The 22024-nt window shown below is 35.1% G+C and carries 25 protein-coding genes and 1 pseudogene; 16 read left to right on the forward strand and 10 right to left on the reverse strand.

What is annotated here, in order from left to right:
• Window positions 1-29: 29 nt before the first annotated feature.
• On the forward strand, window positions 30-707 hold the full coding sequence (locus ACN5J7_RS14075; RefSeq protein WP_418604391.1) for a DUF2490 domain-containing protein: 678 nt from the start codon (window positions 30-32) through the stop codon (window positions 705-707).
• Between the two features lie 44 nt (window positions 708-751).
• Here the strand turns inward: ACN5J7_RS14075 and rlmF are convergent, their stop codons facing one another.
• The 3 genes and pseudogenes from rlmF to ACN5J7_RS14090 all read right to left on the reverse strand — a co-directional run.
• A complete protein-coding gene (rlmF, locus tag ACN5J7_RS14080; RefSeq protein ID WP_418604442.1) occupies window positions 752-1639 on the reverse strand; it encodes a 23S rRNA (adenine(1618)-N(6))-methyltransferase RlmF in 888 nt (295 codons plus the stop codon).
• A complete protein-coding gene (locus tag ACN5J7_RS14085; RefSeq protein ID WP_418604392.1) occupies window positions 1636-2187 on the reverse strand; it encodes a hypothetical protein in 552 nt (183 codons plus the stop codon). The genes rlmF and ACN5J7_RS14085 overlap by 4 nt, the downstream gene beginning before the upstream one ends.
• 15 nt (window positions 2188-2202) lie before the next feature.
• Window positions 2203-2433, reverse strand: a pseudogene (locus ACN5J7_RS14090) (MATE family efflux transporter); the annotation flags it as partial.
• A 281-nt stretch (window positions 2434-2714) separates the two neighbouring features.
• On the opposite strand from ACN5J7_RS14090, the gene ACN5J7_RS14095 reads away from it, so the two are divergent.
• Entirely contained in the window at window positions 2715-3416 is a 702-nt protein-coding gene (locus ACN5J7_RS14095) for a hypothetical protein (RefSeq protein WP_418604393.1), read from the forward strand.
• Between the two features lie 36 nt (window positions 3417-3452).
• Window positions 3453-3875, forward strand: coding sequence for a hypothetical protein (locus ACN5J7_RS14100; RefSeq protein ID WP_418604394.1), 423 nt, complete (start codon window positions 3453-3455; stop codon window positions 3873-3875).
• 3 nt (window positions 3876-3878) lie between these two features.
• Here ACN5J7_RS14100 and ACN5J7_RS14105 read toward each other — a convergent pair whose 3' ends face one another.
• Window positions 3879-5285 carry an MATE family efflux transporter gene (locus tag ACN5J7_RS14105; protein ID WP_418604395.1) on the reverse strand — a complete coding sequence of 469 codons (1407 nt, stop codon included), beginning with the start codon at window positions 5283-5285 and terminating at the stop codon, window positions 3879-3881.
• A gap of 201 nt (window positions 5286-5486) precedes the next feature.
• Between ACN5J7_RS14105 and ACN5J7_RS14110 the strand changes: the two genes are divergently transcribed.
• Entirely contained in the window at window positions 5487-6143 is a 657-nt protein-coding gene (locus ACN5J7_RS14110) for an HAD family hydrolase (protein ID WP_418604396.1), read from the forward strand.
• 177 nt (window positions 6144-6320) lie between these two features.
• Here the strand turns inward: ACN5J7_RS14110 and ACN5J7_RS14115 are convergent, their stop codons facing one another.
• The 3 genes from ACN5J7_RS14115 to mscL form a co-directional block, all read right to left on the reverse strand.
• A complete protein-coding gene (locus tag ACN5J7_RS14115) occupies window positions 6321-8228 on the reverse strand; it encodes a S9 family peptidase (protein WP_418604397.1) in 1908 nt (635 codons plus the stop codon).
• 194 nt (window positions 8229-8422) lie between these two features.
• Window positions 8423-8575, reverse strand: a complete 153-nt coding sequence (locus ACN5J7_RS14120; protein ID WP_311938930.1) for a hypothetical protein — start codon at window positions 8573-8575, stop codon at window positions 8423-8425.
• Window positions 8576-8577: 2 nt separating this feature from the next.
• The gene (gene mscL / locus ACN5J7_RS14125) at window positions 8578-9021 is read right to left on the reverse strand and encodes a large conductance mechanosensitive channel protein MscL (protein WP_311938932.1); all 444 of its coding nucleotides are present in this window, start codon (window positions 9019-9021) and stop codon (window positions 8578-8580) included.
• Between the two features lie 257 nt (window positions 9022-9278).
• On the opposite strand from mscL, the gene ACN5J7_RS14130 reads away from it, so the two are divergent.
• On the forward strand, window positions 9279-9881 hold the full coding sequence (locus ACN5J7_RS14130; protein WP_418604398.1) for a SatD family protein: 603 nt from the start codon (window positions 9279-9281) through the stop codon (window positions 9879-9881).
• The gene (locus tag ACN5J7_RS14135) at window positions 9875-10597 is read left to right on the forward strand and encodes a DUF3307 domain-containing protein (protein WP_418604399.1); all 723 of its coding nucleotides are present in this window, start codon (window positions 9875-9877) and stop codon (window positions 10595-10597) included. Before ACN5J7_RS14130 ends, ACN5J7_RS14135 begins: the two co-directional genes overlap by 7 nt.
• A 284-nt stretch (window positions 10598-10881) precedes the next feature.
• On the opposite strand, the gene ccsA is transcribed toward ACN5J7_RS14135, so the two are convergent.
• The 3 genes from ccsA to ACN5J7_RS14150 all read right to left on the reverse strand — a co-directional run bounded on the left by ccsA (window position 10882) and on the right by ACN5J7_RS14150 (window position 14907).
• Complete coding sequence (gene ccsA, locus ACN5J7_RS14140) at window positions 10882-14076, reverse strand: cytochrome c biogenesis protein CcsA (protein ID WP_418604400.1); 3195 nt, start codon at window positions 14074-14076, stop codon at window positions 10882-10884.
• A 125-nt stretch (window positions 14077-14201) separates the two neighbouring features.
• Window positions 14202-14606 (reverse strand): group III truncated hemoglobin, encoded by a 405-nt coding sequence (locus tag ACN5J7_RS14145; protein WP_418604401.1) that lies wholly within the window; start codon window positions 14604-14606, stop codon window positions 14202-14204.
• 7 nt (window positions 14607-14613) lie between these two features.
• Window positions 14614-14907 carry a hypothetical protein gene (locus ACN5J7_RS14150; protein WP_418604402.1) on the reverse strand — a complete coding sequence of 98 codons (294 nt, stop codon included), beginning with the start codon at window positions 14905-14907 and terminating at the stop codon, window positions 14614-14616.
• Window positions 14908-14982: 75 nt separating this feature from the next.
• Here ACN5J7_RS14150 and ACN5J7_RS14155 point away from each other — a divergent pair, with 75 nt between their 5' ends.
• From ACN5J7_RS14155 to corA, 10 genes are read left to right on the forward strand one after another with little or no spacing between them, the layout of a single operon-like run.
• Complete coding sequence (locus ACN5J7_RS14155) at window positions 14983-15570, forward strand: Crp/Fnr family transcriptional regulator (protein ID WP_418604403.1); 588 nt, start codon at window positions 14983-14985, stop codon at window positions 15568-15570.
• A 19-nt stretch (window positions 15571-15589) separates the two neighbouring features.
• Window positions 15590-16405 (forward strand): Rossmann-like and DUF2520 domain-containing protein, encoded by an 816-nt coding sequence (locus tag ACN5J7_RS14160; protein WP_418604404.1) that lies wholly within the window; start codon window positions 15590-15592, stop codon window positions 16403-16405.
• Entirely contained in the window at window positions 16386-16916 is a 531-nt protein-coding gene (locus ACN5J7_RS14165; RefSeq protein WP_418604405.1) for a KdsC family phosphatase, read from the forward strand. The genes ACN5J7_RS14160 and ACN5J7_RS14165 overlap by 20 nt, the downstream gene beginning before the upstream one ends.
• Window positions 16917-16919: 3 nt before the next feature.
• The gene (locus ACN5J7_RS14170) at window positions 16920-17252 is read left to right on the forward strand and encodes a hypothetical protein (protein WP_418604406.1); all 333 of its coding nucleotides are present in this window, start codon (window positions 16920-16922) and stop codon (window positions 17250-17252) included.
• Window positions 17253-17260: 8 nt separating this feature from the next.
• Window positions 17261-18166, forward strand: a complete 906-nt coding sequence (locus ACN5J7_RS14175) for a geranylgeranylglycerol-phosphate geranylgeranyltransferase (RefSeq protein ID WP_418604407.1) — start codon at window positions 17261-17263, stop codon at window positions 18164-18166.
• A gap of 11 nt (window positions 18167-18177) precedes the next feature.
• On the forward strand, window positions 18178-18669 hold the full coding sequence (locus ACN5J7_RS14180) for a hypothetical protein (protein ID WP_418604408.1): 492 nt from the start codon (window positions 18178-18180) through the stop codon (window positions 18667-18669).
• Window positions 18670-18694: 25 nt separating this feature from the next.
• A complete protein-coding gene (locus ACN5J7_RS14185) occupies window positions 18695-19288 on the forward strand; it encodes a Maf-like protein (protein ID WP_418604409.1) in 594 nt (197 codons plus the stop codon).
• Window positions 19289-19322: 34 nt separating this feature from the next.
• Complete coding sequence (locus tag ACN5J7_RS14190; RefSeq protein ID WP_418604410.1) at window positions 19323-20264, forward strand: septum formation inhibitor Maf; 942 nt, start codon at window positions 19323-19325, stop codon at window positions 20262-20264.
• A 57-nt stretch (window positions 20265-20321) separates the two neighbouring features.
• On the forward strand, window positions 20322-20867 hold the full coding sequence (locus tag ACN5J7_RS14195) for a mechanosensitive ion channel domain-containing protein (protein ID WP_418604411.1): 546 nt from the start codon (window positions 20322-20324) through the stop codon (window positions 20865-20867).
• 31 nt (window positions 20868-20898) lie between these two features.
• Window positions 20899-21966: a magnesium/cobalt transporter CorA gene (corA, locus tag ACN5J7_RS14200; RefSeq protein ID WP_418604412.1), complete on the forward strand. Its 1068-nt coding sequence runs from the start codon at window positions 20899-20901 to the stop codon at window positions 21964-21966.
• The last annotated feature ends 58 nt before the right edge of the window (window positions 21967-22024 follow it).

The following is a 22024-nucleotide window of genomic DNA, read 5'->3' on the forward strand; positions in this document are numbered from 1 at the left end:
AATACATCATAAAATTTTAAATTTGAAAAATGAAAAAACTATTACTTTTATTAAGCCTTTTAATGGTTTTCAACTTTAGTTATGCCCAAATAAATCCAGAAGATAAACTAGGAACTTGGTACGAGTTAGGAAGCAATCACAAAATTTCAGATAAAGCAAGTATCGATACCTATACCCAATTATGGCTTTATGAGCTTAATGATAATTTCAATTTCCTTTTGTTCAAGTTAGGTTACAATTATCATTTTACCCCCAAATTAACGGCAACCATGTATTTGGGCTATTCGGATTTTGATGGCAACATAAACATGAGTTCACCTCATACTTACGAAAGCCGCATAACCGAACAAATTACATTTAAACATAAATTAAGTAAAATTCCACTAGATCATAGACTACGAGTCGAGCATCGTTTCTTCAGAAAACACAATTCTAAACCAAAAGCAGCAAGGTTGCGCTACAGGCTCGGTACTAAATTCGACTTAAACAAGTCTGTATTTGTTCGTATATCCAACGAACTTTTACTCACGCCCAAGTTTAGCAACACGCCAGAAAACAGATTTTATACGGGATTAGGTTTTAACTTTTCAAAATCCCAGAACATACAGTTGGGTTATATGAATAGAAACACGTCCAGCAAAGCAAACTTACACAGGATACAAGTTGGCATGTTTTTTAAAACAGATTTTAGGAAGAACAAAAGCTAATCTTGAGCAGCTTGCCACGGCCTAAAAACACCGCGCCATATTACCTATTTTTTAAAAGTCCAAGCCACAATTCTGGAAATTTTATGGCCCTGTCCCATACTAATGGTTTTAATATCGGTTGCTCCTAATTTTTTTAAAGAGGCGTACATTCCTTTTACTAAATCTTTTTTAGATACTAACGTGGTAAACCATGTACATTGCGTTTTAAATAAAGAACTTTCATATAAATAATTGTGGATAAACGCTTTTTCGCCGCCGCTGTACCAAAGTTCGTTATGTGTGCCAGCAAAATTTCTAACAATCGTTTCTTCTGCTCTATTTAATCCTTTAAGTTTTCTTGTTGTGGCTTCTAAAGCTTCGGCTTCCGATTTATAAAAAGGCGGATTGCATATTGACGCTGAAAACCTATCGTCTTTATTAACAATTCCATTAAATATTTTCGAAGTATTAGTTTGATGTCGAAACTGAATTTTATGGTTTAATTCGTTTTTATCTATAATTTTTTGAGCCGTTTTAATTGAGGATTTATCAATATCTGTGGCGACAAAATGCCAGTTATATTCGGCAACGCCCAAAATAGGATAAATGGCCGTGGCACCGGTACCAATATCCAAAACACTAATGTCCTCATTTATGTTTGAAGCTTTAAGCAAATCGGATAAATGGTGAATATAATCCACACGACCGGGAATTGGCGGACATAAATTGGTGTCTGGAAAATCCCAAAAAATAATATTGTAATGGTGTTTCAATAAAGCCGTATTTAATGCTTTTACTGCTTTGGGATTTGCAAAATCTATGGTTTTGGTTTCGTGTTTATTTACAAATACAAACGCTTTTAATGCTGAGTGTGATTCGCATAAAGCTTCTAAATCGTATCCCGATTTGTGTTTATTCTTTGGATGGAACTTTGGATTTGCTTTGATAATTATAAATTTAAATCGTCTAACTCGTCTTTAATTATTTTTGAACTATTTTTTCTTTGTTTTTTAATCCTTTCAGATTTGTTTTTTGCTTCAAAACTATTTTTATCAGAATTAAAATGTATCGATTTTTCGGTTAGTGCAGAACCTTGTTTGATCATTAATCCGTTATAACGACAGTCATCATAACCACAATTGTGCTTTGAATAATCCCCAAAATTCCTGTGATTAATTCTTTTTTCAGATAAAATATTTTGCTGGTTTTTCTTTATGTCTTCCCAAATTTTACCCTCGTCAGCAACCGTCATTTCCTTGCCTAAAGTAATTAAACTAAAATATGTTAAAGGGTCTTTTAATTGATAAAACTGAAATGTCTTTCCAAAAAACTGATTGGCATAATCTCTAATTTCTATCCTATCATTAGTATTAAGTTTTTCGTTTTCGCAAAGCGATCGATACAATCCCAAGGTATTAAAATCGGAATATTTTTTATAATTATCCAGATAATGAATATACTCAGATTTATTAAGTGTATTAAATGGCTTTCCTATTTTCATTTTACAATTTCTATTTTACACATCTACCTTTTTCCAATGCCCTTTTTTAAACCAAATAATAGCAATAATAGCTATTAAAACCTCAGCCAAAGTGATTGCCCAAAACACGCCTGCAGGTCCCAAATCTAGCGTAATTGCCATAACATAAGCAAACGGAAATTGCAACAACCAAAAGCACACAAAGTTAATATAAGTAGGCGTTTTAGTATCGCCCGCTCCATTAAATGCGTTGATAACCACCATGCCGTAACCGTAAACTTCGTAAGACTAACTCATATAAAATGTAGAGACAGAACCTTTAAATTGGTTGTAAGACACTTCTTACTGTATGTGTTAGAATGGTATTAATACCCTTTTTTGGATTTGCCCAGGGTCATTATATTTTTGATTTCTAATTTACAAAACAAAACCAAGCTAAAAGCGTTTGGAGATAACTTTTAAAAACTGAAAGAACTAAGTTTTAAAAAATTAGTTAACTTTAAAGTATTAATCAACTGAGTAATGAATAATATCTTAACTAGAAGCTAATGAATTTTTCCAATCGTTTTAGAGTCGTTTGGTTACTCTTAATTCTAATGGTAAGCATTAATGGGTGTAAGAAAACAAAAGGTTTTTTTAAAAGACCTATTGAGGCTGAAGATATTGAAATAATAATGGAAAATATTAGAGTTGATGACGAAGGTGAAGGTGAAGAAGAAGGCGAAGACGAAACTACCGTAGAAATTGTAAAATATACTATTACAATCTATGTAGACCAACCAGGAGGAGGTGGTAATAGAAGTATGTATGAGTTTGGGCTTGGTGGATTAGATACCGGACATGCATTCGTGAAGCTTGAAACCGAAGATGCCAATGGTGTGAAAAATGCCATAACTCTGGGCTTTTATCCAGAGGTCACTCCAGGACGTCATACTCTTGAAGTTGGTGGTCATATCTCTGATGATACTCATAGAATAGTCGATAATAATTACGAAGTATCAAAAACCTATGAAGTCATACAGGAAAATTTCATCAAGGCCAAAGACTACATGGAGTCTATACGCACAAGCAAAAAGAAGTATCATGCAAACGATTATAATTGTGCCGATTTCGCAATTCAAACAGCCAAGGCCGCTGGGATAGATGTTCCGGATACGCAAGCCACTTGGACCTATACACCTCCATTTGAAGATACCACTTTCTCAGGTACAGCATCAAGTCCCGGTAATTTAGGTGAAGATTTGAGATAATAACAAAACTAAAACGACTTTTAAATTAGAGTAAAAATGAGACACATCAAGGATATAATAAAATTAACAATAATACTGCTTATGGTTTCTTGTTCTAATAAAGCCGATCAAATTAATGCTTTTCACACTTCATTAGATAGCACTGATGTAGATAGTGTCCTCACTGATTACTTTGATTATCCTGATGAAGCCAGTAAAGACAATTTAAAATCTGCGTATTCACCACTATTTAATTTGATTCGAACCAATATATCACTAGGCCCTTATAAAGTATTAAAATATAAAGATGCGGTATCGGAATGGGCAGATGTATCTAAGATTACTACAGGCATCAAACCATCTAAAATATATGTGGTTAAATATGCTAATAATGAGCTGTTATATGTTCGCCTTTCTGGAAAAAAAATTCGGTCACTTATCCCAATACAAAAAGGTAATGTTATAAGTGGTTGGTTGTAACCCTTACACCTCTACCCTTTTCCAATGCCCTTTTTTAAACCAAATAATAGCAATAATGGCTATTAAAACCTCAGCCAAAGTGATTGCCCAAAACACGCCTGCAGGTCCAAAATCTAGTGTAATTGCAATAACATAAGCAAACGGCAATTGCAACAACCAGAAGCACACAAAGTTAATATAGGTAGGCGTTTTAGTGTCGCCCGCACCATTAAATGCGTTGATAACCACCATGCCGTAACCGTAAAAAATATAACCGGCAGCTATAACACGCAAGCATAAACTACCATATTTTACAACATCTGGCGTGGCATTAAACAGCACAATAATCTCTGGCGCAAACACCAAATAAATTACAGATACAATACCCATAAAAATAGCGGAATATTTTCCTGTTTTCCAAACGGATTGTTCGGCACGTTCCGGTTGTTTGGCCCCTAAATTTTGCCCTACCAAAGTGGCAGCAGCATTACTCATGCCCCATGCTGGCATTAATGTAAACATCATAACACGAATGGCAATGGTGTAACCCGCTAAAACTTCGCTGCCAAATTCACTCATAATCCTCATTAAAAACACCCAGGACGATGTGCCGATTAAAAACTGACCAATACCGCCCAATGATACCTTTATTAAATTCAGCATCACACCAGCGCGAAGGATTAAATCTTTAACCCCGATTTTAATTTTACTGTAACCGTAAAACAAAATAACCAATTGAAAAACCACTGCGGTACCACGACCAATGGTTGTGGCAATAGCGGCACCTTCAACACCGTAAGCCGGTACGGGCCCGAATCCAAAAATAAATATCGGGTCTAAAATAATATTCAATCCGTTTGATAAAATAAGCGTCCACATCGCTACCGATGCATCGCCCGCACCCCTAAAAATAGCGTTGATTAAAAACAGCAACATAATGGTTACATTACCGCCCAAAAGCACTTGGGTATAGCCATAACCTTCGGCAATAAGGTCGGGTTCTGCTCCCATTAAGCTCAATATTTCTTTAGGGTAAATGATGCCGATTACGCTAATAATGGCGGCCACAAATACACCCAAAAATATAACTTGAACGGCCGCGTTAGATGCGCCTTTTATATCGGTTTCGCCAACACGTCTCGCCACAACTGCCGTTGCCGCCATACTTAAACCTATGGCAACGGCGTAAACCAAAGTAATAACAGACTCGGTTAAACCTATGGTTGCCACGGCATTTACACTTACTTGCGATACGTACATAATATCGACTATCGCAAAAATGGATTCCATGAGCATTTCCAAAATCATGGGAATAGACAGCATAAAAACCGCCTTACGTATACTGCCAGAAGTAAATTCCTGGTCTTTGCCCGTAACGGCTATTTTAAAATATTGGATGAATTGTTTTAGTGAAATTTTATTGGATTGCATTTTGAAAAAATATAAAATATAGACTTAACTAAACACAGCTATTTGCGCTTAGTGATTTTTTGGTTCGAGTGAATCTCGGTACAGATCGGAAGTCAAATTATGCAATCATAAGACCGCAAATATTATAAATTAATTTAAAACTACAAAATGCACCTAGGGAATTTGTGCTATATGGCATATCTTCGCCAAAATTTTTTCGATATGTTAAAAGCTGTTATTTTTGATATGGACGGTGTAATTGTTGATAGCGAGCCCTTGCACCACAAGGCCTATCAAAACATGTTTAATGATGTAAATATTGAGGTATCTGATACGCTTTACCAATCGTTTACCGGTCAAGCCACCTTACCTATTTGCCAAACGTTGCGCGATACTTTTAATCTTAATGAAAGTCCGGAAGAATTAGTTGCCATCAAACGAAGGCACTTTAAATACTTATTTGATAATGATGATAGCTTTCAATTGATTGAAGGTGTTTTGGAATTGATTAAAGATTACCATGAAAATGGCTTAAAATTAGTATTGGCCTCTTCGGCATCGATGCCTAATATCAATAGGATTTTTACACGGTTTAACCTGGATCCTTATTTTATAGATAAACTTAGTGGTGCCGATTTAAAAGCCTCAAAACCACACCCTGAAATTTTTATTAATGCCGCTAAAGCTTCGGGTTTTGAACGCGAGAATTGTATGGTTATCGAAGATTCTACCAATGGGATAAAAGCCGCCAATGCTGCCCATATTTTTTGTGTTGGATATGACAGTAAACATTCTAAAAATCAAGATTATTCAACCGCTAATAAGGTGATTAGCGATTTCAACGAGATTCGGTTTTCAGAAATAAAAAGTATATTTTAATTTCTGTCGAGCAAAAAATCACTTTGGTGTTAAAAACATGAGGCTATCTAAAATGTCAAATTCTATGTCATATTGAACTTATCGAAATATTTTACTTTTTGATAATCAAGATCGGTTTCGACAAGCTCAACCTGACAAATTTAATTCAAAAGACTTTTTAGACGGCCTCTTTTAAATTTATAATGTTTCCTTCAACCACTTAAAGAATTCTGTTTGCCAAACAATGGCATTCTGTGGATTAAGAATCCAGTGATTTTCATCAGGAAAATAAAGTAATTTACTTTTTATATCCATCAATTGTGCCGCTTGAAATGCGGCTAAACCTTGCTCGATAGGCACGCGGTAATCTTTACCTCCTTGAATAATCAATATAGGTGTGTCCCATTTTGAGACCATATTAATGGGATTAAATTCATTATAAGCCTTTTGGGCTACTGCATTGTCTTTGTCCCAATAACTGCCTCCCCAATCGTGATTTACAAAAAACAGTTCCTCGGTTGTGCCGTACATGGTTCGGTTATCGAAAACCCCATCGTGCGAAATAAAGGTTTTAAAGCGTTTGTTGTGCATGCCGGCTAAATAAAACACAGAATACCCACCAAAACTGGCGCCAATGGCGCCTAGTCTGTCGTTATCAATATAAGGTTCCTTGGCAAGATCATCAATGGCACTTAAATAATCGTCAATTACCTGTCCGCCCCAATCTTTGCTAATTGCTGCATTCCACTCTACGCCATGCCCTGGCATGCCCCGGCGGTTTGGAGCAACAATAATATAGCCTTGTGAAGCCATAAGTTGAAAATTCCAACGGTAAGAATAGAACTGCGACAAAGGCGATTGTGGACCACCTTGTGCATATAATAAAGTTGGGTATTTTTTTGAAGCATCAAAATTTGAAGGTAAAATAACCCAAACCAACATTTGCTTATTATCGGTTGTGGTGACATAGCGCTTTTCGATTTTTGGCATATCGATTTTACTGTAAAAATCGGTATTAACATTTGTAATTTGATTGAAAGTTTTCTTCTTCAAATCAAAACTAAAAACCTCAGCGGCATGATTCATATCGGTGCGTGTCACTAAAAGTTCGTTCTTGGTTTCAGAAATAATGCCAGTCACATCAAAACGACCTTCAGACAATTGCTTTACCGTTGGTGCGATGCGTTTTTTACCCGGATAATTAACCACAAATAATTGGATGGTACCATCTACCGGAGCGGTAAAATAAATGTGTTTACCATCGTTACTCCACTTATAGCTTCTTACCGTGCCATCCCACTGTGCCGTTAGGTTTTGCTCAACGCCGTTTTCTAAAACTACAATATCGTTTTTGTCGCTTTCGTAGCCTTCCGTTTTCATTTGCAACCACGCTAATGCGCCTAAACTTGAGAAATTCGGACTTACATCGTATCCAAGATTTTTTTCCGTGATATTGGTGGTTGTTTTCGTAGCTAAGTCGTATTTATAAATATCGGTATTCGTACTTGTAGCGTAGGCTTTTCCTTTTAATTTTTTACTCACGTAATAAATGCTTTTGCTGTCCGGAGCCCAAATATAATCCTCGTCGCCTCCAAAAGGACGTTGCGGACTGTAATAAGGTTCGTTGGGCATAATATCGATAGCCTGCTCATCAGATGCGTTTTTTTCTTTGTAGAATACGTGATTGTAATTTCCGTCGTTCCAAGTATCCCAATGTCTGTTATCCAAATCGGTAAAAATGTAGGCATCGGACTTTGGTAAAGATTGATACACATCCTTACTGTGTATCGCTTCGATTGCAACCGGTTTATCAAACATGTGATATTGACCATCGGGCGATGTGTTTTTATCTGCAACAGCAACATCTTCTTTAGTTATTTTTTCAGCCTCTCCCCCTTTTATGGCTATTTTATAATAGCTATAATCGAACCCATTGGTTGCCATATTTGGGGTGCTTACGCGATAAAACAATTCATCACCTTGACCGTTTAAACCTAAAACACTTAGGCGTTCTACCTGCCACAGGCGCTCTGGAGTCATTAATTCTTGCCCTTGAACTACGAGGCCGCTTAAGAAAAGCCAAAATAATAATACAAATGTTCTCATGGATTTTAATTTAAATAATACGTTGATTTAAAATTTATTCTTAAAAAATTACTCTAATCTATATAAAGTATCAAAGATAAACATATATATAGTATTTTAAGATTAGCTTGCTTAACAAATCGAGAGTTTGTATCGCTTTTGGTTTGGAATTAACGTAAAAATGACTTTTCGTAAAAAGACCTTAACAACAGTTGTTATTTAGGGTTTTCATTAGCCTTTTTAACAATAGCTTTTAATCTCTCTTTTCGCAAAGCTTCTTCGGCTTTCTTCTTATTCTTTTTCTGAGCCATTAACTTAGAATGTTTCGCCTTATTTTTAGTGTTTTTATCACGTCCTGTTTTTGCCATGTTTACTTTTTCGATTTTAACAACGTATTCTGTTCTTCCATTAAATCGGTAAGTTTTGATAGCAACTCAATGTCTTTGGGCGTTGTTACGGTTTTATCTTTTGCATCGTGTGCTTTATTGCGCAATCTATTCATAAACTTAACCACAATAAATACCGTAAATCCTATAATAATAAAATCGATAAAAGCCTCGCCCAAAGCACCGTAACCTATGGCCACTTCGTTTTTAAGAATCGTGCCGTCTGCTTTTTCAACCGCATCTCGAAGTATAATGCGTTTTTCATGAAAATTTACACCATCGGTCAATAAGGATAATGGTGGCAAAAACACCTTTTTCACCAATACGTCAACCACTTTATTAAAAGCGGCACCAATTATAATACCTATGGCCATATCCATCATGTTCCCCTTTACGGCAAACTCTTTAAATTCCTTAAATAACTTCATTTTATTCTTTTTAAAAATTATTGTGCAAAGGTATTTGTTTTAAACTGAGTTCGAAAAAAAGCAAATCATATTTTTGTTTCGTGTATGCATATAGCAATGCCTTCTTTAAAGTAGATGTTTTGGATTATCTGCAAAACAAATGATATTTCATATTATTAGTCTTAAGGCTAATATTTTCAATTATTAGTTTAATAGCTAATAATTTTGTTTTCTTGAATAAAAATGTATACATTTGAATTATATATTTTACTAAACCTATGACAAGTATAATAACAGGCGATATTATAAATTCAAAAAAGAGCTCTCCAAAATTGTGGTTACAGGCACTTAAAACTATTTTGAATAATTATGGCAATTCGCCTTTAACATGGGAAATATACAGGGGCGACAGTTTTCAATTAGAAATCGATCCAAAAAACGCATTAAAAGCTTGTGTTTTAATTAAAGCAACCATAAAACAATTTGAAAATATTGATGTAAGATTAGCCATTGGCATTGGTGACAAAACCTATAAATCTGATAAAATTACGGAATCTAACGGCAGTGCTTTTGTAAACTCCGGTGAGTGTTTTGAATCACTTAAAAAAACAACGCTCGCAATAAAATCACCTTTTGATGAGTTTGACACCACCATAAACATCATGCTAGAGCTTGCGCAATTAATTATAAATAATTGGACAAGCACCTCGGCAATTCTTGTAAAAACCACTTTAGAAAACCCAGACTTAAACCAAAATCAATTGGCAGAAATTTTAGACAGAACCCAAGGCAATATTAGCCAAGGCCTTAAACGCGCAGGTTACGATGAAATCTCTAAGCTATTGCACTATTACAAATCCCAAATACAACACTTATGTTAGCACTATTTATAAAACTAATATTGGCGCACTTTATAGGCGATTTTTTATTGCAGCCCCAAAAATGGGTAACCCATAAAGAAACACACAAACACAAATCCAAATTCCTGTACTGGCATATTTTAGTGCATTTGGGCGCTTTAATTTTAGTATTGCAAGCCAATTTTAGTTATTGGTTGGGTATTTTAATTATTCTAATCTCACATTATCTTATCGATGTCATAAAGCTTCACCTAAAACAAATACTCAATAACAGGTTGCTTTTTGGCCTAGACCAACTCGCCCATTTCATAATAATCGCCTTGGTAGTTAGCATTTACGAGCCTTATCAATTTACCATAGACGCATTTTACCATCCCGCCTTTTTATTGCTAATAACAAGTTTGTTGGGCGTAACCGTGGTATCGTCCATAATTATGAGAACCATCATATCAAAATGGTATTTAAAAGAAGATAGCAACGAAGAATCCTTAGAAAACGCCGGTGCATACATTGGCATGCTGGAACGCCTGTTTGTTTTCGCCTTTATCGTCACACAACACTGGGAAGGCATTGGCTTTTTACTGGCCGCAAAATCGGTGTTTCGCTTTGGCGATCTATCAAAAGCTAAAGACCGAAAACTAACCGAATACATACTCATAGGCAGTTTGTTAAGTTTTGGACTCGCCATTTTATTCGGACTTGGCTACGGTTTTGTTTTAAGATTAATAGGAAATTAATAATTAGGGCGTTACCCCGAGGGGTCGGGCTTTCGGCAGTCGCTTCCTCCTGCGTCGGCGAGCTCCAACAAATGCCTCAATCCCTAACGCGGGCAAATCCGCAATATACCGTAATCTAGCAGTATTAAACTTTCAAATCCGCTAAGTTTAGCGTTTAAAAGAAACCCATAACAAAAAGGAAAATCAACTTGTAAATTTTAAAAAACAAGCTTAAAATTCTACACTAAGAAGTTGAACGGATGCCAAAACATTTCAAACAAACAGATTCCTGCTTTCGCAGGAATTTATTTCTTATAATGCTTCGCATAGCCGCGATAAGCAAAAAACCCTAAAACAGCCACAATAGCACAAGCTATTAATATAAACTTAACACTTACTATTTGGTCGCCACTCGCGTAAGAATGCAATCCTGCCAAATAGAAATTCACTCCAAAGTAAGTCATTAAAATACTGGAAAACGCCACGATAGACATTAAGTTAAAAAACCAGCGTCCGCGCAACCCAGGAATCAATCGCATGTGTATTACAAAAGCATAAACCATAATGCTAATAAGCGCCCATGTTTCCTTTGGGTCCCAACCCCAATAGCGCCCCCAGCTTTCGTTAGCCCACATACCGCCTAAAAAGTTGCCAATAGTTAGCATTACCAAACCTACGGTTAAAGCCATTTCGTTAATTATGGTAAGCTCTTTAATGTTTAAATCCATTTTGGTTTTGTTTTCTTTGGTGGTGAAAATCATCAATAATAATGATACCACACCTAAAATCATCCCCAATGCAAAGGGCCCATAGCTTCCAACAATAATAGAAACATGAATCATCAACCAATAACTATTAAGAACCGGTTGTAAATTGGCAATGGCTGGATCCATCCAATTCCAATGCGCAATCATTAAAATCATAGCTGTTACAAAAGCTGTTGCGGCTATGGTTAAATCACTTTTTCTACCAAAGGCCAAACCAAAAAACATGGTTGCCCAAGCCACGTAAATCATAGACTCGTAAGCATCACTCCACGGCGCATGCCCAGAGATGTACCAACGCGCAATCAAACCTGCTGTATGCAATAAAAACAAACCGAGAATTACAAATTTTAAGGTGTTTATGGTTATGTTTATCCCCTTGCTCTTTTCTTTAAATATTTGAACAATCAATACTATAAACAGTAGCGTTCCCGCGTACATGTACCAACTGTATAGCTTCTTAAAAATATCGTATTTATTGTATAAAACCTCGGTGTTTATCTTTTTATCGCTCAGCATAACATCAGCGCCATATTGGTGCTGTGTCTTTTTAAAGGCTTCTAAAAGTTTTGAAGCTTCAGAGAAATCACCGGATTGTTTCGATTTATTGAGCGTAAACAAATAGGCTCTAAAGCCGTTTTTAATAAAATTTCCGTAAAGCGAATCTTCAATTTTATCTTTTACTTCTTTATCAGTTCTGTAATCGTAAGCCGAAATCCATTTGTTATTATAATCATTTGGAATAGGAAATATTTTCAACGACATCCCTTCAACGGCATTATACAATAAACTAACACGTTGGTCGGTTTCCTTAAATTCTTTTTGATAGCCATTTGGCACCGGAGCTTTGTAGGCTTCTTCAAGATAAGGCGCTAATTTATACTCGCCTCTCATTGTGAAAAAATCGGCTAGTGTTGCATATTTTTCTTCCTTTTGAATACCTAATAAACTCCTAATGGAATCGCCTTTTTTAGGTTTTATATAAATGATTGGTACGTTGTACCAAAGCAACGGACTTTCTTGAATGGACAACAATACTTGGTTGGCATCAAAACCTTCGTAAGTATCGTTTTTACTTAATTTACGAAGCATTTCCGAGGCGTATGTATTAACGGGCATCATACGTCCGCTAAGGTCTTGAATCACTAAATGCCCAAATTCATCGGCTTGAGCCTTAGGTGTGATGTTCGCTTTTAAAATAGAATCTATTTGGGCTTTTGCAGGTTTGGAATGATCGTGGCCATCGTTTTCAGAGTGCTGCTGCGAAAACGCGTTCAACCCAAAACACAACAATACTATTGAAAGCGCTTTTGCTTTTTTAGCTTTTACTTTATTGAGTTGCTTTTTTAAATCGCCAAAACGCGACCCTTTAACAAACAAAATGGCCAACATACCAAAATAGAGCATAAAATAACCAAAGTAAGTAAGCAAAGTTCCCCAATAATCATGGTTTACCGATAAGATTGTTCCCTTTTCATCGGGATCAAAACTAGATTGAAAGAATCGATACCCGCGATGGTCTAAAATATGGTTCATATATATTTTATAATCAAAATCGTCTTGCCCTTCGTCTATAACCGTTACTTGACTGGAAAAAGCAGAATAGCCATTATCTGTTCCCGGGTAACGTTCGGCTTCAAAATCGTTTAATTTTATATGAAATGGCAGTTCCAATACTTTCGATCCGTATTTAAAAGCAAAATCCAAACCACCAACCTGTATTTGTTTAAAGGCGCTGTTAGTACCCTTTCCACCTATTAACCCAACGGTTTTGGTTTCGTTATTTGCCGTAACTTTTAGCACCACACCATCACTGTCGTTTTTAAGTATTTCCGATTTTTGAACCACATCAAAAACACCTTTTATAACGGGTTTTGGAAATACCATTTGCATGTTACCGATTTTATAAAGCGACCGCAACACTAAAGGTTGAATACTATCTTTTATCACTTCGCCCTCGGCTTGAGTTGCCATGGTTAAATAACTGCCCTCAAAAGGTGATTGAATAGTTAAACCATCTTCAGTTGAGGTTATATTTATAGCACCACTGGTAGGTTTGTTAAGGGCAATTAATATGTTGTGCACATTTGCAACTTCCCCAACTTTTAAAAAGTGATTATGGGAACCGTTCCCACCAGCTTCAACCAGTTTTAAATATTCCTCTCCGTTTTCATCAGGAATAATATCCTCTTCAGCACCAGCGATAAATTTTTCCAACTCAATAGTTACGGGCTGGTTATTGTAATCGGTAGTTACCCTAAACTTGTTTTCCATTCGTTTGGAAAAATCGACTTCAGATTCCAAAACGCGTCTTTGATTTTGCCCATTAACCACAAAATCGCCATCAATGTATGTAGTAATGTATGTTTTTTGAGATAAAAAAGTGTTTTCGGTGGCGCCTTCCCTAATGGCCATCATACCTTCAAAACTCACGTAACGTGTAATGAATGCGCCCAACAATATAAAAATGAATGATAAGTGCAATATTAAAGTTGCCCATTTTTCTTTTTTATACAGTCTGAAACGGAAAATATTTCCTGTAAAATTAATTACAAAAAACACCATAATGGCTTCAAACCACCAGGTGTTGTAAATTAAATTCCGGGTGTAAGGTGTTGGCGATGTGTCTTGTCCAGCATCTAAAAATGTTCCAATTGCCATGGCAGCCGCAAAGGCTAAAAATAAAACAGCAGTAAGTCGAGTTGAGAAAAGAATTTTGGCGAGTTTATTTTGCATAATAACTACCTTTTTTTAGGTCGTGCAAATTTAATGATTTAAGTTGATTTTGATATGTTAAAACTTGAAAGTTTAAACCTGAATTTGTTAAAATCCATTTCCTGTTTAGACCGAGCCGAAACCAATTACTTAGATTGCCTCGCTTCAAAGATTTTTAAGTATAAAAACGTGCCCATTTTTCGGGCGCGACGTTTGGCGTTTTCTGCATAATCGCCTTCAAAAAGTTCGTCAATCGTTTGAAACCACAAGTTTAACCAAAGTCCGAAATGCAGTTCTGAAATGCTGTTATTATTCGCTCTATCAACTTTTACGTGGGCTTCCAAAGGATTGCCTTTGTATTTCTTTTCCAACCTTCTGGTCATAAATAAACTCGACTCCCAAAAGGTGGTGAGTTTATCTAAATGTTCGTCCCAATCTTTAATCACGTCGTTAAAAAACGGTCCTAAAACAGCATCTTTTCTAACTTTTTTATAGAATGATGAAACCAATAAGAACACATCGGCCCTAGTTTCGATATCTTTTTTACCCATAACCAACTTATTGTAAGCGCATTACGTTTAATGCGATTAAAATTATATTAACAATAAGTGATAAAATTAACAAATTAAATGTCCATTTAAGTTTTAAATGTGCCATAATTGCCGCGTTATATGTCATTGAAACAACAACGCACAGGGTTAATTCCAATAAATAAAATTCTGAAATCTTACTATTAATTAAAATATACATAGCCGCTATTGAGCCCACACAACTTTGAAATATGATGCTTAATGGAATATAGAGTATATAATTCTCGTTGAAATTGTTTAGAGATTTTTTATAAAAATTCATGATATATTTTTTTATTTGAATACTTCAAAGTTCTATAACATATCTTTGTTTTTTTATGATTCAAATCATAACCATATGATTCCTTTAAAAATTCTTAATAATTACAAAACGCTTAAAAAAACATATACCAAAAACAGTATTGTTTTTAATGAGGGCGAAACGGCCAGATTTTATTATCAAATTAAAAAAGGTGATATAAAAATGTACAATATTACCGAAGGTGGTAAAGAATTTGTACAGGGTTATTTTAGTAATGGCAGTTCGTTTGGCGAGCCGCCTTTGTTTGGCAACTACAAATATCCTGCTACGGCGTTTTGTGTATCAGACTGTGTTATTTATAAATTGCCAAAAGCCACTTTTTTCGAATTGTTGAAAACACACCCAGACATTCATTTAACATTCACAAAGCTACTCTGTAAGCGCATGGTTTACAAGGCTAAAATAATGAAGGAAATCTCGGTTTACCCGCCAGAACACCGCATTTTAACTTTGCTTAACCACTTTAAGGAAAACACGTCTTCAAATGAAATTTACGAGGTTAAGCTAACACGCCAACAAATTTCCGAACTCACGGGTTTACGGGTTGAAACCGTAATTAGAGCGATTAAACATTTAGAAAAATCAAACAAATTATATATAAAAGAACGCAAAGTTTATATCTAAATATTTCTATTTTAGCAGTATGATTTCAGTAGTTATTCTTGGCGCCGGTAATGTAGCCACTCACCTATTTAAAGCTTTCGCAAAAGCTGAAAATATTGTTGTAAACCAATGGTATAACAGAAGCTTAAAAACCATTAAGCCCTATAAAAATAAAGTTGAAATTATTGATGATTTAGCACTTTTAAACGATGCCGATGTTTACATTATAGCCGTTAGCGACGATGCCATTGCAGAATTGTCTGAACAACTTCCGTTTGAAAACAAATTGGTTGCACACACCTCGGGCGGCGTTGGTGTTTACGATATTGATAAAAAGCACAAACGCGGTGTGTTTTATCCGCTGCAAACCTTTAGTAAAGATGCCGAAATGGATTTTAAAAACGTGCCGATTTGTATTGAAACCATCGATAAAAAGGATTATCATATTTTAAAAGCATTGGCCATTTCAATAGGAAGCCCAACCAAAAAAGTAAACAGCGACCAACGTCGTGTGCTGCATTTAGCGGCCGTTTTTGTCAATAATTTTACAAATCAATTATATAGAATTGGGCACGAAATTACCGAAAGTGAAGGTGCCGAATTCGATTTGCTAAAACCGTTAATTCTTGAAACCGCTAAGAAAGTTCAGGAATTGTCGCCGTACATGGCACAAACGGGTCCCGCAAAACGCCACGACAAAAAAACCATAAAAAAACATTTGAAAATTTTAAAAAACGAGCAACATAAAGACATTTACAAACTGCTCACCAAATCAATACAGCACACACATGGGACTTCTACAGGCTCAGCAACCAATTTTGAAAAAAACACGCATAATGGAAGAAAAAAGTTATAAAGAATATTTAGAGCACATCACCACTTTTATTTTTGATGTTGATGGGGTTTTAACCGATGGATCTGTAACCGTAACCACCACCGGCGAGATGCTTAGAAAAATGAACATAAAAGATGGTTACGGACTTAAAACCGCAGTTGATGCTGGGTTTAACGTATGCATTATTTCGGGAGGCTCAAATGAAGGGGTACGTATTCGTTTAAAAGGTTTGGGCATAAAAGACATTTATTTAGGGGCGCACAATAAAATTGAACAGCTTAACGATTACTTTGAAAAAAAGGGTATTAAATCGGAAAACGTGTTGTATATGGGCGATGATATTCCAGATTTTCCGGTTATGAAAATTATCGGTTTGCCCTGTTGTCCGCAAGATGCCGTTCCAGAAATAAAAAATATTTCAAAATACATTTCTCATAAAAAAGGTGGCAAAGGTGCGGTTCGCGATGTGATTGAACAGGTGCTAAAAGTACAAGGCAAATGGAACGGAAATTTTAGTGCGAAATACGATTAAACATTGGCTAGAAACAAAAGAAGACATAGCGTAGGTTTTGGATATATAGGTTTTGGAAACAGCCGCAGTGTGTTTAATCAAACCTCGAATAAAGCGTTTTCTGCATTAAAAGAAAAACTTGATGAAGCCACCCATAATCATTATCAGCTAAATTTTTCTCATAAAAAACTATCAAAAGCCGAAAGGGAAGTCATTAAAAACAAAATCAGAAAAGAAGAAAAACGAAAATCCCTTCAGGCAATAGTATTAACCATTTTAGTTCTTTTTATCATTATTGTTACCTTTCGCGAGTATCTTTTATATTCAATTAACAACCGAACCAACCCTTATTTATAATATCAATATTGAATCTTTTAAACCTCATCCGTTGGAAAAACTTATTACTAATTGCCCTAGTGCAGCTATTAATTAAATACGCTTTTTTAGAACCTTTTGGCGTCGATTTTGGATTAACCACCTTGCAAATTTCAATTTTGGTGTTAGCAACCATTTGCATTGCCGCCGCGGGTAACGTGATTAACGACATTTACGATGTTGAAACCGATTTTGTTAACAAACCCGATAAGCTGATTGTTGGCAAATCCATTTCAGAAAAAACGGCTTATAATCTTTTTATTGCTTTAAACGTTATTGGTGTTGGCTTGGGGTATTACCTGTCGCAATCTGTTGGCAAGAGTGCATTTTTTTCAATATTTGTTATTATTTCGGCCTTACTTTATGTGTATGCGTCCTATTTAAAACAAACGCTTTTAATTGGAAACATTATCATTTCCTTATTGGTGGCATTAAGCCTAGTTGTTGTGGGTATTTTTGAATTACTGCCGGTAATAACAACCGAAAACCGACAAACTCTTTTTACCTTTTTCAAAATCATTTTAGATTATGCGTTGTTTGCTTTCGCTATAAATCTTATTCGTGAAATCGCGAAAGATATTGAAGATATTGACGGCGATTATAAAGCTGGTATGCGCACGCTACCAATTGTTATCGGGCGAGAACGCGCGGGCAACATCCTTTTTGTTTTAACGCTTATTCCGCTATTTGCGGTATCGTATTACACCATCAATTCGTTGTACAAAAACCAAATAGCTGTTGTGTATTTTTTAGTGTTTATTATTGGCCCTTTGTTTTATATCAGCATCAAGTCATTTAACGCAAAAACCAAAAAAGACTATCACAAAATCAGCAACCTTTTAAAATTGGTGATGTTGTTAGGGATGCTTTCCTTACTTTTATATAAGTTTAATTAGCATAAAATATTTTGAAAAAAAATCTAACATTACTAATCGTTCTTTTAGTTTCATTGAGCTGTTCAAATTCTAAAAAGAAGAAAAGCACTATTATAGAATCAAGATATTTATATAGTTCTACTTTAGATTCAATTAAAATGCGAACTGAATTTAAGCTTGTAAAAACTATAACTGATACACTAATTCATTATAAGTATAAAAGTGAAAGTGATTCTACTAGAAATTTTGAAATTTATTATAAACTAAAAACAGAATCACTATTTTTAAATTCCGAAGAATATAAAATATTTAAAGAGAATTCATTGCAATATTTGGAAAACCCTGAAGTATGGTTTGATGATTATAGAATGGCAGAACCAATCATTGATGGAATAGAACCAATAATGTTTAATTCAGAATATGGAATATTGGCTATAACTGGTGCTTTAAACCCAACACACTTTTTCTTGGCTAAAAAAAATGATACTTTAATCGTCAAAAAAATATTAGAAAGACTATACTAAAAAGGAAATTTTTCAATACTATAGAATGCTAAACCAAAAACTAAAAAATCACCATATCATTTTAGCATCCGCTTCACCTAGGCGGCAAGCGTTTTTTAAAGGTTTGGGGTTGGATTTCGAGATTCGATTAAAACCCATAAAAGAAGAATACCCACCACGACTTACACATTTTGAAATCAGTAACTATTTAGCGCAACTTAAAGCACTTCCTTTTAAGAAAGAATTAAAGCCTAACGACATCCTCATTACCAGCGATACCATTGTTTGGCATAATAACGAAGCTTTGGGCAAACCCCGAAACGAAGACGAAGCGTTTTCTATTTTAAAAGCTTTGAGCAATGCTACACACGAGGTGATTACTTCGGTTTGTTTTACAAGTTTAAATTATGAAAAAACCATACACAACATTACCAAAGTATCGTTTAAAAACCTAACCGACAACGAGATTTTATACTACATAAAAAACTACAAGCCTTTTGATAAAGCCGGTGCTTATGGCATACAGGATTGGATTGGTCAAATAGGTGTTACAAAAATTGAAGGCTCGTATTTTAATGTTATGGGATTGCCGGTCCACGCCGTTTATAAAACGTTAAATGATATGGCAGACGCTTCATAAATTTGTAAATTTAGACTTCAAAAAATTCCATCAGATGAAAAAGATTATTAAAGGCAAAATTCTTATTTGGCCAGTTATTGGGTTGTTTCTGTTAATAACATCTTGCAATAAAAAAAGTGAAACACACGATTTAGCTTCTAGTTTGGAATCAAATAGTTCTGCTAAAACATCAACAGCTAAAGGGCCATCGCAAGCGTTTAAAGATTATTGGTACGCCGGTAAAGCAGAAATTACCTCGTACAAATTAGAGCAAGCACGCTACGGCGAAATACGCGAAGGAAAAGCGGTTTTAATTTACGTTACCGAAGATTTTTTACCCAATAAACAAGTAAAAGCCGATAACCAAAATCCAAATAATATTTCGGTTTTAAAGTTAAACGCGACAAAAAAATTCAACACGGGCTTGTATCCGTATTCCATCATGCAAAGCACGTTTTATCCGGTTTCAAATAACCAACATGCCATAAAAATAACCAGTTCTATTCAAGAATGGTGCGGGCAGGTTTACGCCCAATTAAACAATAAAGATAAATTTGAAGTGGCATCATATTCGTATTTTGAAAGTGAAGGCGATAAAAATTTCAAACTTGTAAAATCTATTTTAGAAAACGAACTTTGGACGCAGTTGCGCATCGATCCAAAATCGTTACCCGTTGGCAATTTGCAAATTATACCCTCGCTTGAATATAGCCGATTAAAACATGTTGACTTAAAAGCGTACAATGCCCAAGTCAGTTTAACAAACAACACCTATTCAATTGAATACCCTGAATTAGATAGAACATTAACCATTCAATTTAATCCAAATTTCCCGCACGATATTTTAGGTTGGGAAGAAACCTTTAAAAGCGGATTTGGTAAAAACGCAAAAACCTTAACAACAAAAGCCACAAAACTAAACACCATAAAATCGGCCTATTGGGGTAAAAACAGCAATAAAGATGAAGTACTTAGAGATACGCTTCAATTAAATTAAAGTGGTATTAATTTGTAATGTATATTTGCCAATTATTAAACCCTAACAAACAAAAAAATGATTTCTGAGATACTGCAAGGCCAACTAATAACAACAGGTATTTTTATTTTATCGCTACTGATTATTAGAGCCATCTCGCATTTCACCATAACTAAAGTTGCCAGAAAAAACGGTATTAACGAAGCACGAATTAGGCTTATACGCCGATATATTACGGTGGCGCTAATTTTAGTGGCCATACTAATAGAATCTTTTGTTTTTGGGGCTAAATTTGAAGATTTAGCACTTATTTTTTCATCGGTATTTGCCATTATTGGTATTGCCCTTTTCGCGATATGGTCTATATTAAGCAACGTAACCTCTGGTATTATTATGTTTTTCAACTTTCCGTACAAAGTTGGCGATAAAATAGAAATTCATGACAAAGATTTTCCCATTAAAGCCATTATTGAAGACATCAGAGCGTTTCAACTGCATTTGCGTTTGGATGATGGCGATTTGGTAACCTATCCCAATAATCTTATGCTTCAAAAAGCCGTAACGCTTATTCAAAAAGATGCTATTGACAATCTTGATGAAGATGATGGTGTGGATGCTGTGTAAAAATCCCTATATTTAAAGTATATTTTTAATAATGTCAAAAAAAAGAGTATACCGATCTAAAAAGAAAATAGGCCAAATCCCCGGCAGCCTTATTTATACTGGCGAGCGTTCAAAAAAAAAGCTCTTTATAGAAACCTTTGATTACACGAAAGATTTTTGTGTTGAAAAAGAACTGCCTACCATTCAAGAAAGTTTTGAATATAAAGATACCGACTCCGTAACTTGGATAAACTTAAACGGTTTAAACCATGTTACCGAAATTGAAGCTTTGGGTAATCACTACAATATTCACCCTTTGATTTTAGAAGATATCGTAAATGTAGCCCAACGACCAAAAATTGATGACCATGTAGACTATATTTTTATCGTTTTGAAAATGCTTTATTACGACGACAACCAACACATAGTTTCAGAGCAAGTAAGTTTTATTCTAGGAAAAAACTATGTGCTATCCTTCCAAGAATCCGAAGGTGATGTTTTTGATGCCGTAAGAGACCGCCTAAGACATGCCAAAGGTCGTGTGCGCACCTTAAAATCAGACTATTTACTTTACGTACTCATCGATGCTATTGTAGACCATTATTTTAGTGTTATAGAAATTTTAGGCGATAAAATTGAAGATTTTGAAACTGCAATTTTTGCTGGTGATGTCGACGGTGAAATCAGTCAAAAAATCCAGGATTTAAAACGTGAAATACTAAAAGTTCGTCGGGCTATTTTTCCGCTGCGCGAAGTTATAAGTCGCATCGAAAAAAATGAAAGTCCACTTATTCACAAAAAGACAATCACCTATTATAGAGATATTTACGACCATTTAATTCATGTGTCTGAAAACATTGATATTTATCGCGAAATGATTTGGAGTTTAATGGATATGTACATGACTTCCATTAGCAATAAAATGAACGAAGTGATGAAAGTGCTTACCATAATGGCGTCCATTTTTATTCCGCTTACCTTTATTGCCGGAATTTACGGGATGAATTTCGAGTACATTCCGGAACTGCAATACAAATACGCCTATTTTATTTTGTGGGGCGTCATGATTGTGCTTTTTATCGGGATGCTTTTTTACTTCAAACGGAAAAAGTGGTTGTAATAAATTTAAGTTAAAGAAACATTAAAAGCTACACTTCGGCTGTTATACTTTGTTATAT

Origin of the sequence: Hwangdonia sp., assembly GCF_048381975.1 — a bacterium.
Lineage (GTDB): Bacteria > Bacteroidota > Bacteroidia > Flavobacteriales > Flavobacteriaceae > Hwangdonia > Hwangdonia seohaensis.

Bases quoted from the DNA above. Each gene is read 5' to 3' on its own strand.
- ACN5J7_RS14075 (WP_418604391.1), top strand. From the start codon at position 30: ATGAAAAAACTATTACTTTTATTAAGCCTTTTAATGGTTTTCAACTTT.
- ACN5J7_RS14085 (WP_418604392.1), bottom strand. From the start codon at position 2,187: ATGAAAATAGGAAAGCCATTTAATACACTTAATAAATCTGAGTATATT.
- ACN5J7_RS14095 (WP_418604393.1), top strand. From the start codon at position 2,715: ATGAATTTTTCCAATCGTTTTAGAGTCGTTTGGTTACTCTTAATTCTA.
- ACN5J7_RS14100 (WP_418604394.1), top strand. From the start codon at position 3,453: ATGAGACACATCAAGGATATAATAAAATTAACAATAATACTGCTTATG.
- ACN5J7_RS14105 (WP_418604395.1), bottom strand. From the start codon at position 5,285: ATGCAATCCAATAAAATTTCACTAAAACAATTCATCCAATATTTTAAA.
- ACN5J7_RS14110 (WP_418604396.1), top strand. From the start codon at position 5,487: ATGTTAAAAGCTGTTATTTTTGATATGGACGGTGTAATTGTTGATAGC.
- ACN5J7_RS14115 (WP_418604397.1), bottom strand. From the start codon at position 8,228: ATGAGAACATTTGTATTATTATTTTGGCTTTTCTTAAGCGGCCTCGTA.
- ACN5J7_RS14120 (WP_311938930.1), bottom strand. From the start codon at position 8,575: ATGGCAAAAACAGGACGTGATAAAAACACTAAAAATAAGGCGAAACAT.
- mscL (WP_311938932.1), bottom strand. From the start codon at position 9,021: ATGAAGTTATTTAAGGAATTTAAAGAGTTTGCCGTAAAGGGGAACATG.
- ACN5J7_RS14130 (WP_418604398.1), top strand. From the start codon at position 9,279: ATGACAAGTATAATAACAGGCGATATTATAAATTCAAAAAAGAGCTCT.
- ACN5J7_RS14135 (WP_418604399.1), top strand. From the start codon at position 9,875: ATGTTAGCACTATTTATAAAACTAATATTGGCGCACTTTATAGGCGAT.
- ccsA (WP_418604400.1), bottom strand. From the start codon at position 14,076: ATGCAAAATAAACTCGCCAAAATTCTTTTCTCAACTCGACTTACTGCT.
- ACN5J7_RS14145 (WP_418604401.1), bottom strand. From the start codon at position 14,606: ATGGGTAAAAAAGATATCGAAACTAGGGCCGATGTGTTCTTATTGGTT.
- ACN5J7_RS14150 (WP_418604402.1), bottom strand. From the start codon at position 14,907: ATGAATTTTTATAAAAAATCTCTAAACAATTTCAACGAGAATTATATA.
- ACN5J7_RS14155 (WP_418604403.1), top strand. From the start codon at position 14,983: ATGATTCCTTTAAAAATTCTTAATAATTACAAAACGCTTAAAAAAACA.
- ACN5J7_RS14160 (WP_418604404.1), top strand. From the start codon at position 15,590: ATGATTTCAGTAGTTATTCTTGGCGCCGGTAATGTAGCCACTCACCTA.
- ACN5J7_RS14165 (WP_418604405.1), top strand. From the start codon at position 16,386: ATGGAAGAAAAAAGTTATAAAGAATATTTAGAGCACATCACCACTTTT.
- ACN5J7_RS14185 (WP_418604409.1), top strand. From the start codon at position 18,695: ATGCTAAACCAAAAACTAAAAAATCACCATATCATTTTAGCATCCGCT.
- ACN5J7_RS14190 (WP_418604410.1), top strand. From the start codon at position 19,323: ATGAAAAAGATTATTAAAGGCAAAATTCTTATTTGGCCAGTTATTGGG.
- ACN5J7_RS14195 (WP_418604411.1), top strand. From the start codon at position 20,322: ATGATTTCTGAGATACTGCAAGGCCAACTAATAACAACAGGTATTTTT.
- corA (WP_418604412.1), top strand. From the start codon at position 20,899: ATGTCAAAAAAAAGAGTATACCGATCTAAAAAGAAAATAGGCCAAATC.